Raw genomic sequence first — 13,178 nt, forward strand, 5'->3', positions numbered from 1 at the left:
TGAGTAAGAGTATATGTATGGCTCAGCAAGTGAGTCCTAATGACTGCCTTGCTGATTTGCTAATATAGGTTTATGGATAAAGAAATAGAAGACCACGAACCACAAACCCCCGCTAAGCAAGCGGCCGCCAAAAAAAGCACATTAGTTAGCGTCGTTGTTAATATCGGCCTAACCGTTTCTCAAGTATTTGCAGGTATTGTGTCTGGCTCTCAGGGTTTGATTGCAGACGGTATTCACTCTGCGACAGACCTAGTTGCCGATTTTGTTGTGCTCTTTGCCAATCACCATAGTGCCAAGGATGCGGACGAAGATCACCGCTACGGCCATCAACGGTATGAAACTGCTGCCTCTCTATTTTTAGGAATTTCTTTATTGGCAGTTGGAGTCGGGATGCTGTTTAAGGCCGGAGAAAAGATTGTTAATCCCATTCAGGTTGGGCAAATTCAAATCCTGGCCTTGTATGTAGCGCTAGCTTCTTTAGTTGCCAAGGAAATACTCTTTAGATATATGTTGGCAGTTGCTAAGCGAGTTCGCTCTTCAATGCTAGTAGCCAATGCATGGCATGCACGTTCCGATGCAGCTTCTTCACTAGTCGTTTCTATCGGTATTGTTGGTGCCTTGCTTGGTCACCCCATTTTTGATGCTATCGGCGCTCTAGTAGTTGGCTTAATGGTCGCAAAAATGGGTTGGAAGTTTGGCTGGGATGCGCTTCATGACTTGATGGATAGGGCGGTTTCAGAAGAAGAGCACCGTCATATAGAGGAAATTATTAAGTCTACTGAGGGCGTTCGGGGTTTTCATGATCTCAGGACCCGTAAGATGGGCGACATGATCTTGGTAGATGTTCATATTGATGTGGACGCAAATGCTACTGTTCAGGTAGGGCATGATATTGCCCTAAGAGCTGGTAATCAAATCAAGAAGGAGTTACCGGTTCTCAATGTGATGACGCACATAGACCCTGTTTGATCGCTGTTTGAGATTCATAATAAATTGAGCGGAATTTTTAGATAAGAAACGTCATTCGTCTCTTTGGGCGGGAATTCTCCAGCGCGAATATTAATCTGTACTGCCGGTAAAATTAATGCTGGCATATCTAGTGTGGCATCTCTTGCCGCCCTCATAGATATGAAGTCTTTCTCCGAAATACCATCATTTATATGAATGTTGTGCTTACGTTCATCGAGGACTGTTGTAATATAGGCTACCTCTCGCTCATTTGGCGGGTAGTCATGACACATATACAGCCTAGTTTCATTGGGAAAACTTAAGATACTCTTAACTGATTGGTATAAAACATTTGCATTGCCACCAGGAAAATCACATCTAGCCGTCCCAACATCAGGCATAAACATAGTGTCCCCTACAAAGATAGCGTCGCCAACTACATAAGCCATGCAGGCTGCAGTATGCCCTGGTGTAAACAGAGCTTTAATCTTCAGATTACCCAAAGGCAGCTCTTCATTTTCTGTAATTAAATAATCAAATTGAGATCCATTGGTTTCGAACGAGTCTTCTAAATTAAAAATGTTTTTGAAAGTAGCTTGTACTTCTTTGATATGTTCACCAATTGCCAACTTGCCACCGAGGTGCTTTTTTAGGTAAGTGGCTGCCGTAAGGTGATCTGCATGAGCATGGGTTTCTAGAATCCAAACTACTCTTAGCTTTTGTTGTTTGATAAATTCAATGACCTCATCAGCGGATTCAGTACTTGTCCGTCCTGACTTGGGGTCATAATTAAGGACGGAATCAATGATTGCGCATTCACTGCCTGGCTTTTCATAAACGACATGAGTAAAAGTCCAGGTAGACGCATCAAAGAAGGTTTTTACAACCGGGGCGCTATAACTTTCCATGGTTCATTGTAGGATCAATAAGCCCCGAAAGCCAATAATAGTGGCCACCCCATAAGAATCGATTACCTCAGAGAGTGAAGCCCTCTATTGGGGTAATGACGCCATTCCAATAGTCTTATGGATGCTCTCTAGAGGTAGACATTACTTTCTCCAGACGCTTGCTAGCCAGTGCTGTTGTTCAAATGGCAGCCCACTTGGCCTATAGTAATGCTCTACTTCGGTGAAGTTTGCATTTGTCATAAAAGATCTCCAGCCCTCTAGATTGTGATATGACCCAAAGCGATCTCCGTACCAACTTTCTTCATTATTGCCGCGAGGATTTGAGCTAAAAAGAATGCCATTGGGTTTTAAGCAAGCCCATAAATTACCTAGTACTTTGGGCAAAATATTATTGGGAATATGAAATAGAGAGGCATTAGCAAAAATGCCATCACAGTAGCCTTCTGGCAAATCTAAGTTAAAAAAATCTTGCACCAGTACATTGCAACCACTTTTAGTTCTGGCTATTTGAGCTGCTTGTTGGCTACCTTCAAGACCTGTAGCAATATGACCAAGCTTACTAAAAGTCTGCAGGTCTCTACCCGGACCGCATCCAAAGTCAAGAATAGTAAATGGAGGCTCGGTTTTGATGGCTCGTAATAGAGCATTGATATTTTGACTGACGTCATGACCTTGTGTACCTTCATCATAAGAGACGGCGTTCTGGTCATAGTGAGCAATATTTTTTTGGGAAATCAGTCTAGATTTATCCAAATGATTTAGTGGGGTAGACATAATTCATCTTACCTAATTTTAGTGGGAGGTTAACTTCCTTCAATTAAAGGCATAGGACAAGATCACCCAAAGGTGGCTTTTATATTACCGGTAGGCTCGGTCAGGTTCGAGCTCGCTACCTATGCGCAGTCAGTCTAGCGTACCTAAATAACTGCTGTCGGCGAATTGCGGATATTTGGAGGGTAATAAAAAACCACTCCAAATATTAGTCGCAATCACAGTTGATTAGTCTTAGTCGCAATGATTAGTTTGTAGTGTGTTCATCGGCGGGTTGAAATCAAGCCCATAAAGAGACGATTAACCCTCATCTTTTGACTGTAATTGGGGTACATCCTATTAAAGCGATTAACCCACTAGAATAATTGCTATTATTTGCAGGTAATGATTTGTCTGTAGTCATCCATACTCAATTTCAAAGGATATACATGTTATCAATTGCCCTTGCAAGCTTTGTCACGGTTTTTGCTGCACTTTTTCCGGTAATCAATCCTTTGGGGGACGGGCCAATTTTTCTGAATATGGTTCAAGGATGCTCTGAGGGCGTTCGAAATAAATTAGCGAGAAGTGTGAGCGTTAATTGCTTTTTTATGCTGTTAGCTTCCATGTTGATTGGCCCTCAACTGCTATTGTTTTTTGGAATATCTCTACCGGCACTGAAGCTAGCTGGGGGAGCGGTAGTTATTGCGATGGGATGGAATCTTCTGAATCAGAAAAGTGCATCTGATAAGGGTGCTAACGAATCTACAGGAATTACAGATGAAACGTCTGACGGGAGCGCTTTTTTCCCGCTCACGATGCCCCTAACAGTTGGGCCCGGCTCAATTGCAACTGCAATTGCTTTAGTAGCCGCATATCAAGAGAGCAGCAGCTTTAGTATTGCCAATGAACTTCCTGCTGTGATAGGAACTGTGGCAGCACTTTTTGCATTGTCACTTACGATTTATTTTATCTACCGCGAGTCTTCCGGCATTCAACGAATCTTTGGGGTCAATGGAACCAATGTATTAATGCGTCTTTTTGCCTTTATCTTGTTGGCAATTGGGGTGCAGATTTTCTTGGGTGGTATCAATGGCTATCTAGAACTAATTAAATTACTGCCTGTCCATTAATTGACACTTCCCATAACTAATAAAAAAGAAAAATATTATGTGTACAGCTTTAATTTATAAAGATGCAAATGGAAATGCCTATACCGGTAGGACCCATGAACAGCAAGAATTATTTGTGGAATCATTAACCTACTTCCAAAGGGTTCTCTGATAGAGTCCCAAACACCAGCAGGTAAGCTGGGAGTTACGTTTAATACCCGATATGCGTTTTTAGCGATCACCGTTAAAAACTTAATTCCGAATTCCAAGCAAGAATTGGTCTTGCAAGGTCACAGTGATCAAGGCATGTCTTTTACCGCCAACGTATTGATGAATTCATCATCTGCTGAAACTTCCGTGGAAGATTCCAAAGTATTGTCTGTCAATGATTTGGGTCACTGGGTGCTCGGTAATTTTTAAAATGTAGCCCAAGTAAAACAGGCTCTTGAGAGCAAGGAGGTTGCTATTTGGGCGCCACCCGTACCAATTTTTGATAATGTACCAGCACCTGCACATTATGCAATTTATGATAAATCTGGAGCTGGTCTTGTTATTGAACTTCTTGATGGCCAAGTTCTGATTCATGACAATGCGGTGGGTGTATTAACTAATGACCCTGAATATACTTGGCACGTAAAGAATATGAATAACTATGCTCAGTTAACTAATGTGGATCATGGTAACGGGCAATACAATAATTTGAAGGTAAGCGAGTATCACGGTGGTAGTGCGCTAAATGCGCTTCCTTCAAGCCAAACCTCAGTTGGTCGATTTGTAAAAGCGGCTTTTTGCTCTAATTATGCTAAGCAGACCAGTTCACCTAAAGAGGCCATTCTGACTTTGTCGCATGTCATGAACAATTTTGACCGCTTTACCAACTTCTCAGTTGATATAGCAGATACACCCAAGCCAGGTGTAGACAGTTCATCTTCTGAGGTGACTCTCATTACCTTTTTGCATGATTTAGCTCAAAATCATTTCTACATTCGTACTATTAATGCCATGAACTACACCATGTTTGACATTAGTAAGCTCGCTGCTTTGGGTAAAACAAAAGTAGTTCAGTTAGATAGTATTAATGCGCTAGATGGTGGTGATGGAACTCATTTGTTTCTCCATTAATAGGCACCTCCCTTAACTATAAAAAAGAAAATATTATGTGTACAGTATTTATGTATCAAGATGCCAATGGTGTGACGTATCAAGCTAGATCGATTGAGGACCCCATCTTTTTTGCAGAATCAGTCACTTACTATCCTGCAGGCTCAAGCATAGAGTCCATGACACAAGCAGGTAAGCCAGGCAAGACTTTCAATACCAAATATGCATTTTTGGCTGTGACCCTTGCTGGAATGTTGCCTCTGAACGTTAAGCCGAAGCAAGAAAGCGTGCTGGAAGGCTCGAATGATCAGGGTCTATGCTTTACGGGTAACAATCTATTTGGTACCACATCAATAGAAGTGAGCTCCTCAGACGACAAGGTATTGGTTAGTACTGATCTAGGTCATTGGGCGCTAGGTAACTTTCAGAATGTGGCACAAGTGAAACAAGCCCTGGCCAATAAGGAAGTTGATATTTGGGTGCCAGCATTAGCAGCCTTTGGAAATCTGCCTTCCCCAGTGCATTACGCCCTCTTTGATAAAACTGGTGGTGCGATCGTGATTGAGTTTACTAATGGTCAAGTCCAGGTTTATGACAATCCAGTGGGTGTAATGACCAATGGCCCAGAGTTTCCTTGGCATTTGGTGAATTTAAATAACTATGCTCAGTTAACTAATGTGGATACCAATAGTAGCAAGTTCAATAAATTAAAAGTGAGTCCTGTTGATAGCGGAAATGCATTGGCCAATCTTCCGTCTGATCAAACTTCTGTTGGTCGATTTGTAAAGGCCGCCTTCTATTCTAATTACGCCAAAAAAGCGAGCACCCCTAAAGAAGCCGTTTTAACGCTTGCCCATGTGGTGAATAATTTTGATAGGCCTCGTAATATTTCGATTGACCTGCCTGACCCATCCACTGCAAATGTCGAAAATAACGCCACAGATAAAACTCAAGCATCCTCGGAGGTCACTCTGATTTCTTTTGTTAATGATCTGGCGCAAAATCAATGGTATATCCGCACAATTAATGCCATGAACTTTACTAAGTTTGACATACCTAAACTAGCTTCTTTAAAACAGTTAAAGGTAATCACATTGGATAGCATTGATGAGTTAGACGGTGGTGATGGAACCCATTTGTTTCTAAATTAATATTTGTAAGCTTTAACGAAAAAGCGTTTTGTCTAGTGCCTTAAACCACCTTCGGGTGGTTTTTATTTGGGAATCCGCGAGGGGACGATAAGGTTCTTTTAAAGACTCACGAATCATTAGTGCGACGCTAGGTTGCCAAAACTGAAAGTATATGAAAGGAAGAAGCCACTCGAAGATGGCTTTTGCATTACTGGTGGGTAGGACGAGATTCGAGCATTCGGCCAACAGATGATTAATCCGTCGGTATTAGGTCTCTTATTGGGCGCTTTCGGCGCCAGATTTAGTTCGTAATGAGCACAATTACTAGGAACAGCTAGTATTATTCACTGCAAACATTTCAATTTGGGTTTTTATGACGAGCTTTATCTATCGATTTTCCAATCTGACAATAATGCTGTTTTTTATTGTTTTGATTACTGCAGCAATGGACGGTTTCCCCATCCTGCTTCAATTGCTCCCATTTTTATCGCCCAATGATGAGAGTACAAAATCAGGCCTCTCCTTATTTGGCCCCATAGCCTCAAGCCTTGGTTTATTGATTGGCTTTTTGTTAAATCAGGCGCAAACCAATTTTCGCGAGGTCGAGGGAATTGTCTCTACAGAAGCAGCGAGAATCAATAATTTAGATCGACTTCTGTTAAGGTTTGGAAGCGAAAAGGCGCTAGAGGCCCGCATTCAATTAAGGGCATACATTGAGTCAATCATTTTCATTGAGTGGCCAAAACTTGCTGAAGAAAATGGCAGCAAAGAAACCCATATGTTGTGGCGCAATATATCTCAAAACATTTTTAAATTAGACCCAACAACTCCCAAACAAGTAGCGCTTTACTCGGACATTATCAAGAAGTCTGAAGAGGTTGCTGAAAGTAGAGAAACTCGTATTGATAAATCAGATAAGTGTTTGCCGACATTATTTTGGGTGGTAATTTTTATATGTCTTGGTGCACTTATTTGTCTTAATGCTATGTTTCTTCGAACAGGCCATTACATTTTTGGGCTCTCCATTCTCTCAATTGCATATGGCGGGTTAATTTCATTACTTGTTATAACTGATCAGCCATTTAAGGGGCAGAATGCGATTGCCCCATCTGCTTTAATTAAAATTCTCGCTTCAATTAAGACCAGAATCGAATAGTCGCATCCCAACACTGCTAATGCTCAAGAATTATTTAATTCCTGTTTGGCTTATAGTGGTAAGGCTTGGGATCACTCTGCAATGGTCAAGGCTCTGGAAAAGCTTGCAAATTTCGAAGTTGGTCAGAAGACTACTTAAAGTAATTCTTTCTATTTAAGAAGTGCATTACATTTAAAAACCTCATCAGAAATGATGGGGTTTTTTATTTGGCCATTTGATTAGTTGGCGGATCTTGAATAAATCACTTTGCCATTTTTTATGGTGTTGACCACTTTGATATCTTTGATTGTATCAGGGTCAACTGTTAAAGGATTCTGATCCAACTCTACTAAGTCAGCCAGCATGCCAGGCATGATCTTGCCCTTCGTATTCTCCTCGCGGTATACATAGGCCGCATTACTGGTAAATGCCTGTAATGCTAGGTAGGGATTCATTTTTTCCTTTGCGCCCAATGTTTTTCCGGACATTGTTTTGCGATTGACTGCGCTCCAAATAGTAAACAGGCAATCCGGACCAGAAGAGGGGACATCATTATGGATGCCGACTACTATCCCTTTGTTGTGTGCTGTGACCATAGGACAAAAATTATCGGCACGTTCTTGACCAACAATATCTAAGTAAATATCCCCATATAGCCACATATGATTAGATAAGGTGATTGCAATAATGTGATTGGTTTTGTAGTCATTCAATTGATCTTCTCTCGCAAAAAAAGAATGGGAGATAGTCGTACGACGATCTTCGGTTATCCCGGTTTCAGCAATCGCCTTTTTAATAGCAGCTAAGGCCATATCAATTCCGGCATCACCATTGCTATAGCAAAAGTAAGGGATATTTTTTTCGTAAGCAAGTTTGGTGTAGTGATCAACCTGCTCTTGGGTATAGTAAGCCATGCCCCGCCAGTCATCTGGGAAGCCGGTAGTGTTGCTGTAGGGCTCTGAAAGATAAGCAAGTTTGAGTTGTGGCCCTCCGTCTGTGGACATCAACATACCTGCCACCTTAAAGCCATGATCACCTTTGCTATAGACTCCAAAGGAGAAATCAGGATTATCTTTTAGTAAAGCATCGACCGTATCACTCATTGGAAGAGCCACTAAATCGATCGAAACCGCACCGCTATCAGCAGCTAGACGCATCAATTGAATATCATCAGGGCTTGCTTGGTAATGCTGAGCAGTAGTGGTGCCATAGGAAGCATAAATTTTCTCTGCACTTTGATAAGTCTTAAAAGTGAGGTCTTGGGAAAACTTTCCATAGGCTTCTGCAACTGCCTTGAGATAAGGTAGCCCGATAATGATGCCCGTCATTTGATGGGTATTGGGGTCAACTACGATCGTGCCGGATTCAACTTTGGCATCTGCAGTAATGCCAAGTTTTTTGAGGCCTGCTGTATTAAATAAACCTGCTAAGGTTGAAATATTTTGTACCAGCACCGGCGTATCCGGAAAGGCTGTATCTAAATCTGCCATAGTTAGTGGCCCATCTTTCATTAGTCCATCCATATACTCGGCAGCGATCAGCCATCCGTTGAGGAGCTTGCCAGATTGTTTCAACTGTGTAATTAACTCTGATCTGCTGCGTGGTGGATTATCTGCAAAGTACCCGACATTCAAGCTCAATGTTTGTTGAGCAAATAAGCCAAAGTGGCCCCAGGTATCAATAAATCCTGGGGTTAAGGTATGTCCTTGCAAGTCATGTAGCTTGGCGTCTTGACCGGCCAAAGTGCTAGCTTGTTTTTTGTTGCCAGTGAAGGTGATTTTCCCGTCCGTCACCAATACTGCTTCCACATATTCAGGCTGATCACCGGCCATAGTTAAAATATTGCCGTTGAAGTAGAGAGTTTGATTTGATGTCATGAGCTTGCTTTAATGAGTGTTAGTGTGAAAAAGCATAGGTAATTCCGATGCGACCGCCCCAGCCTTGTGCGCCACCTTGGTTGGTGTTGACAGTGTAATAACGAGCACCGATTGTAAATAGTAGGGGCAGATCACCCACTTCAATGAGTTTGCTACCCATTAAATTGATGGGATAGGAGTGGGCGCCAGTATCAATATTTGTGATCGATTCACAATCAAGTGTAATGTTCCCATATCTTTTGGTGATGTAGGTGATAAAAGGTTCAAATGAGACATTATTGGCGCTAGGACCATTTAGCGGCATTGCTCCAAGGCCAAAGGATTGATATGCATAAGCACCCATGATCCAATCCTCACTTCGATGAATGGCGCCCATGCTGTATCCCGCGGCATTTTGTGAACTTCCATACATGGCGGGCATATTGGTGCCGATTTGCACCATTGGGCCAATACCAAATGAGTTTCTTAGTCGAGACTCGTTGGATTCGGTAAAAAAACTTTCTATGATGACTGGTTTAAAACCTGAGCTAGAGTACCCATCGAAATTGTTGAACGACTGATAAGTGATCTGAGGATGTACTACATAACTGTAGTCTGAATTAATGCGATAAGGAAGCCAGGGCTCTATTTGGGTGTATTGAGTTGAGCCTTGATGTCCCAAACCTACCTTTTGATCAAAGTTGAAATAAATTGGAACGGAGGCAACATTATCTTGAGCTTGTAATTGCCGCTCACTAGAAATAAGTCTTTCCTCTCCTGGAGTGAGTGCTTCAAAGAATGAATTTGTATCTTGAGCGAGCACAAGTTTGAAGTTACACAATATCAGGATAGTCAGTAGTGCTTTGAATTGATGCATCTGTATGATGTTTAAGGTATGGCTTCGCAGGCTTCAAGAATTAGGATGATTTTAATAATAAGGTAATATTTAGAAAATCGTTTGCAGTAGATTTAGCTCTGCAATTCCCTATTTTGAACGGACCTGATATGAAATTTACCTTTTTAGGGCACATGAAGGAAATGTTAAAGGAGCTGCCAATAGTAGCTATCTACCTCTCACTCTGGTTTTGTGCGATTACTTTTTACAATCAAGCTGCTGTTCATATGCCAGAAAAAGGAATTGAGTCCTATGGGTTTGCCGTGATTCAGGCCTTGGTGATGTCTAAAATTATGCTCACCGCAGAAATGATCGTTCCTGTTGGAGTGATATTCAACCCTAATGTGAAATACACTATTTATTTAGCAATTTTAGTTCGCACAACCCTTGCGTCCATTGTTGCTCTAATGCTGCGTTATTCTGCTGCAGGAACAGAGGGCTTTTTTAAGCATCAAGGATTTGTTGAATCCATGCGAAATTTTTGTGATGGGGACATCGCTCATATTTTGGCGCTCACGTGTCTATATTGGCTGATTATCTTGCCCTATATTGCCTATCGTTTTATTTTGCATCTTGCCGGCAATGAAGGTTTGGAATCATATTTATTAGCCAAAAGAAGCTAGGGTTCAACTGATTATTAAGGCAAGCTTTATATATTTGTGCTTAGCTAATCAAAATTCATTCAGAAGATCCCTATGCGCCGCAAAATATTTTGTTGATGATGGCATTGTTGATTTCAGTGTCTTCATTTTGCCAGGGGAATATTTTTTTGGTTGGGCATCCGCTTTGGGTCGAAAGCTATCCTATGGGATAAGCAGACCCTGATGTCTCAAATCGGCCGGATGCAGCCATCACACCGCCTACACAATTTCATATGTCAGTAGTAAGACTGCAGCACCCATGCAGAGCAATGCGAGCATAAAGAACTTATCCGCAATATCTTCAAAATAAACCTTCTTTGAATTGCTTCGAATGGATAGATATGAAAAGATAGAGCTTGCTAGAAAGATGAGGGCATCTAGAGCTAGCAGGTCATCCACCCAATAGGCAACACCTCGGTTGGTCTGAGTTAGCTTCACAATGCTGATAACGGTCATACATACGCCAAGCATTGCGCCTGAAGTCGGCAGAATATGACCACTTAGATTGTTGGGGTTGCGCATTTACTGATGACTGTAGCCTGGCAAGATGCCTGACCCAGGATTTTGATTGGACGACGGTGATCCTCCGAGTTCTGGCAAGTTGTAGTTTGGTTGGCTTGGTGGCAGTCTTTTTTGGCTTGCATTAATAAAAGTAGGTACTTTGCTATCAAAAGATGCCTTTTGCTCAGAAGTCAATAATTTGTAAAGCGGTTTGGCAGTCTCATCAACCTCTTTTAAGCTGGTATATCGATTTTTTGCATCTTCGGTAGATTGGCTTAGAAATTTAAGTCCATCAATAGTGTCGGAACTATCGTTATTCAATTTAGCTCTTTCTTTGGCAACATCACTCGCATAAAGTCTCACCTTGATTGCAAAATTACCCCAAGCCTTGCTTTGTTCGGGTGTTAGCTTAAGGCTTTCTTCAAGGCGAGATAAGCCAGTTTCGATTTGTTCATAAGTAAGCAGTTGTGAGCCTGGAGCAGGCATTGAGATATGGGTATTTGCCGATATGCTGGAATAGTCGGGATTAGAGGCATTGCGCCCGGCGCCCCTTCGCATTCCAGGCATTCCGGGGATTCCAGAGCCTTGAGATCCGCCCCATTGAGCAAAAGACTCTTTAATGGGCAAAATTGCTACTAAAACTAAAAAACTCAAGATAATTGAGCGCAATGGCATGATGGCCCGATTCATTTTTCTCTCAACTGTATGTGTCTAACCCTTGTTAGACACTAATTTTGGAAAATACTTACTTTAAAAAGAAAATAATTATTTTGTCTTGGCCGTAAGTTTTCTATAGGTGCCCGCGTCTAAGAATTAACAAATAAGGAGAAATAGATGAAAAGAGCAATGCAAGGTTTAATGATGGCAAGTATTTTGATGGTGGGAGCGATTGGTATTGCAAGCGCTGCCTTACCAGATCCCCAAGACCCCCAGGTAGTTGCTAATATGACCTTTGAGCAACGCCTGCAAATGTCTAAGGATCTGCGAGAGCAGTTTAAGCAGGCCACTCCAGAAGAGCGCCGTGAGTATCGCCAAAAACTCCATGCCAAATTCAAAGCCTTAAGTCCTGAAGAGCGTAAAGCACTGCGCGAGAAGATGCATGCCCAATGGCAGGCGTTAACTCCAGAGCAAAAGAAAGAGCTGCGCGATAACCGCAAAGCCATGATTGCGGCAATGACACCAGAAGAGCGCCTTGAGATGAAAAAAGAACGCGAAGAGTGGATGAAGGCGCATCCCAATGAAAAAGAACATTGGAATAAGCCAATGAGCAATTAAGGATCAGTTTGACTTTATTTCCTAGCAAGCAACACCGCATCGAACAGGCTTTATTAAAAAGAGCTGTAGCGGGGGATTCCAAGGCGTCAAAAGAAGTCATTCGCCTACTGAGTTCCCCCGCATATTCCTTGGCCTGGAAGATGCTTGGCAATAAAGAAGATGCAGAAGATGTCGTACAAGAGGCCTTTATTCGCTTATGGAAAAGTGCCGATTCGTTTGCGGGAAAGTCAGGACTATTTACTTACTTTTACGCGATCGTGAGCAATCTTTGTTTGGATAGGATCAAAAGTATTAATAAGGGATTCTTCGAGGAGTTTGATGAGGTAGAGCATCAACCCATCAAAGAGATTGAGTGGAGTATCGCAGAGGGAGTCAGCCCAGAAAGCATTAAAAAGGCAATGGATGTTTTAAGTAGCAAACAAAGAATGGCGATATTGATGTGGGCATATCAAGATATGACGGCAGAAGAGGTTGGTCTGGCAATGGGTATGAATAAGAATAGCGTCGATCAATTGTTATATAGGGCTAAGTTGAAACTCAAGATGGAATTAGAAAGAGGTGAATCTCATGCGAGCGAATGATAAAAAACATTTAAAGAAAGTTTTAGATCAAATCGAAGTTCAAGAGCTATCTAATCATTTTGAAAAACGCATTTATCAAGATTGGCAAAGAGCTGTCTCCAAGGGAGATCAACCCACGGATCGAATCTCTGAAGTTTTGGTTCTTGCTAGATTGCATCCTAGGCTTATCGCATTGATTGCGATAGCAATCATCACTGCTTCCATGTTATTGGGTCAGCATCTGCTGACATCTCCTGAAGAAGAGCTGTATCGAATTGACGCCTTATCTGAATTAAGCCTCTCAACCATTTAATCTACAGCGTTCTCCCTTGCCCCTGAACTCAAAGGAGTTTTTGGGGCTTTTTT

The 13,178-nt window shown here is 41.9% G+C and carries 15 protein-coding genes and 1 pseudogene; 10 read left to right on the forward strand and 6 right to left on the reverse strand.

Annotation, left to right across the window (positions count from 1 at the left end; genetic code table 11):
• Positions 1 to 72: 72 nt before the first annotated feature.
• On the forward strand, positions 73 to 969 hold the full coding sequence (locus PNUC_RS02980; protein ID WP_011902415.1) for a cation diffusion facilitator family transporter: 897 nt from the start codon (positions 73 to 75) through the stop codon (positions 967 to 969).
• A 14-nt stretch (positions 970 to 983) separates the two neighbouring features.
• Here PNUC_RS02980 and PNUC_RS02985 read toward each other — a convergent pair whose 3' ends face one another.
• Positions 984 to 1,856 (reverse strand): MBL fold metallo-hydrolase, encoded by an 873-nt coding sequence (locus PNUC_RS02985; protein ID WP_011902416.1) that lies wholly within the window; start codon positions 1,854 to 1,856, stop codon positions 984 to 986.
• 141 nt (positions 1,857 to 1,997) lie between these two features.
• Entirely contained in the window at positions 1,998 to 2,630 is a 633-nt protein-coding gene (locus tag PNUC_RS02990; protein ID WP_011902417.1) for a class I SAM-dependent methyltransferase, read from the reverse strand.
• Positions 2,631 to 3,055: 425 nt separating this feature from the next.
• On the opposite strand from PNUC_RS02990, the gene PNUC_RS02995 reads away from it, so the two are divergent.
• From PNUC_RS02995 to PNUC_RS11085, 5 genes and pseudogenes are all read left to right on the forward strand, one after another.
• Positions 3,056 to 3,739: a MarC family protein gene (locus PNUC_RS02995; RefSeq protein WP_011902418.1), complete on the forward strand. Its 684-nt coding sequence runs from the start codon at positions 3,056 to 3,058 to the stop codon at positions 3,737 to 3,739.
• Between the two features lie 444 nt (positions 3,740 to 4,183).
• Complete coding sequence (locus PNUC_RS03000) at positions 4,184 to 4,840, forward strand: linear amide C-N hydrolase (protein ID WP_080512730.1); 657 nt, start codon at positions 4,184 to 4,186, stop codon at positions 4,838 to 4,840.
• Between the two features lie 35 nt (positions 4,841 to 4,875).
• Complete coding sequence (locus tag PNUC_RS03005; protein WP_011902419.1) at positions 4,876 to 5,970, forward strand: linear amide C-N hydrolase; 1,095 nt, start codon at positions 4,876 to 4,878, stop codon at positions 5,968 to 5,970.
• A gap of 391 nt (positions 5,971 to 6,361) precedes the next feature.
• A complete protein-coding gene (locus tag PNUC_RS03010; RefSeq protein WP_071461584.1) occupies positions 6,362 to 7,105 on the forward strand; it encodes a bestrophin-like domain in 744 nt (247 codons plus the stop codon).
• Positions 7,106 to 7,243: pseudogene (locus PNUC_RS11085) on the forward strand (2-hydroxy-3-oxopropionate reductase); the annotation flags it as partial.
• An 80-nt stretch (positions 7,244 to 7,323) separates the two neighbouring features.
• On the opposite strand, the gene PNUC_RS03015 reads toward PNUC_RS11085, so the two are convergent.
• Positions 7,324 to 8,961, reverse strand: a complete 1,638-nt coding sequence (locus PNUC_RS03015; protein WP_011902421.1) for an amidohydrolase — start codon at positions 8,959 to 8,961, stop codon at positions 7,324 to 7,326.
• Positions 8,962 to 8,980: 19 nt separating this feature from the next.
• Positions 8,981 to 9,817: a hypothetical protein gene (locus PNUC_RS03020; protein ID WP_011902422.1), complete on the reverse strand. Its 837-nt coding sequence runs from the start codon at positions 9,815 to 9,817 to the stop codon at positions 8,981 to 8,983.
• Between the two features lie 128 nt (positions 9,818 to 9,945).
• On the opposite strand from PNUC_RS03020, the gene PNUC_RS03025 reads away from it, so the two are divergent.
• Positions 9,946 to 10,458 (forward strand): hypothetical protein, encoded by a 513-nt coding sequence (locus PNUC_RS03025; protein WP_048812064.1) that lies wholly within the window; start codon positions 9,946 to 9,948, stop codon positions 10,456 to 10,458.
• 237 nt (positions 10,459 to 10,695) lie between these two features.
• Here the strand turns inward: PNUC_RS03025 and PNUC_RS03030 are convergent, their stop codons facing one another.
• Positions 10,696 to 10,998, reverse strand: a complete 303-nt coding sequence (locus PNUC_RS03030; RefSeq protein ID WP_011902424.1) for a hypothetical protein — start codon at positions 10,996 to 10,998, stop codon at positions 10,696 to 10,698.
• The gene (locus PNUC_RS03035) at positions 10,999 to 11,667 is read right to left on the reverse strand and encodes a Spy/CpxP family protein refolding chaperone (protein ID WP_011902425.1); all 669 of its coding nucleotides are present in this window, start codon (positions 11,665 to 11,667) and stop codon (positions 10,999 to 11,001) included.
• Positions 11,668 to 11,811: 144 nt separating this feature from the next.
• Between PNUC_RS03035 and PNUC_RS03040 the strand changes: the two genes are divergently transcribed.
• From PNUC_RS03040 to PNUC_RS03050, 3 genes are read left to right on the forward strand one after another with little or no spacing between them, the layout of a single operon-like run.
• Positions 11,812 to 12,252, forward strand: a complete 441-nt coding sequence (locus PNUC_RS03040) for a DUF3106 domain-containing protein (RefSeq protein ID WP_011902426.1) — start codon at positions 11,812 to 11,814, stop codon at positions 12,250 to 12,252.
• 8 nt (positions 12,253 to 12,260) lie between these two features.
• Positions 12,261 to 12,833: an RNA polymerase sigma factor gene (locus tag PNUC_RS03045; RefSeq protein WP_011902427.1), complete on the forward strand. Its 573-nt coding sequence runs from the start codon at positions 12,261 to 12,263 to the stop codon at positions 12,831 to 12,833.
• Positions 12,820 to 13,125, forward strand: coding sequence for a hypothetical protein (locus PNUC_RS03050; RefSeq protein WP_048812065.1), 306 nt, complete (start codon positions 12,820 to 12,822; stop codon positions 13,123 to 13,125). Before PNUC_RS03045 ends, PNUC_RS03050 begins: the two co-directional genes overlap by 14 nt.
• Positions 13,126 to 13,178 lie beyond the last annotated feature (53 nt).

The sequence above is a fragment of the Polynucleobacter asymbioticus QLW-P1DMWA-1 genome (genome assembly GCF_000016345.1).
In the GTDB taxonomy this organism is placed as follows: Bacteria; Pseudomonadota; Gammaproteobacteria; order Burkholderiales; family Burkholderiaceae; genus Polynucleobacter; species Polynucleobacter asymbioticus.

Excerpts from the sequence above, each read along its gene's own strand:
- PNUC_RS02980 (WP_011902415.1), top strand. The coding sequence starts at position 73 with ATGGATAAAGAAATAGAAGACCACGAACCACAAACCCCCGCTAAGCAA.
- PNUC_RS02985 (WP_011902416.1), bottom strand. The coding sequence starts at position 1,856 with ATGGAAAGTTATAGCGCCCCGGTTGTAAAAACCTTCTTTGATGCGTCT.
- PNUC_RS02990 (WP_011902417.1), bottom strand. The coding sequence starts at position 2,630 with ATGTCTACCCCACTAAATCATTTGGATAAATCTAGACTGATTTCCCAA.
- PNUC_RS02995 (WP_011902418.1), top strand. The coding sequence starts at position 3,056 with ATGTTATCAATTGCCCTTGCAAGCTTTGTCACGGTTTTTGCTGCACTT.
- PNUC_RS03005 (WP_011902419.1), top strand. The coding sequence starts at position 4,876 with ATGTGTACAGTATTTATGTATCAAGATGCCAATGGTGTGACGTATCAA.
- PNUC_RS03010 (WP_071461584.1), top strand. The coding sequence starts at position 6,362 with ATGCTGTTTTTTATTGTTTTGATTACTGCAGCAATGGACGGTTTCCCC.
- PNUC_RS03015 (WP_011902421.1), bottom strand. The coding sequence starts at position 8,961 with ATGACATCAAATCAAACTCTCTACTTCAACGGCAATATTTTAACTATG.
- PNUC_RS03020 (WP_011902422.1), bottom strand. The coding sequence starts at position 9,817 with ATGCATCAATTCAAAGCACTACTGACTATCCTGATATTGTGTAACTTC.
- PNUC_RS03025 (WP_048812064.1), top strand. The coding sequence starts at position 9,946 with ATGAAATTTACCTTTTTAGGGCACATGAAGGAAATGTTAAAGGAGCTG.
- PNUC_RS03030 (WP_011902424.1), bottom strand. The coding sequence starts at position 10,998 with ATGCGCAACCCCAACAATCTAAGTGGTCATATTCTGCCGACTTCAGGC.
- PNUC_RS03035 (WP_011902425.1), bottom strand. The coding sequence starts at position 11,667 with ATGAATCGGGCCATCATGCCATTGCGCTCAATTATCTTGAGTTTTTTA.
- PNUC_RS03040 (WP_011902426.1), top strand. The coding sequence starts at position 11,812 with ATGAAAAGAGCAATGCAAGGTTTAATGATGGCAAGTATTTTGATGGTG.
- PNUC_RS03050 (WP_048812065.1), top strand. The coding sequence starts at position 12,820 with ATGCGAGCGAATGATAAAAAACATTTAAAGAAAGTTTTAGATCAAATC.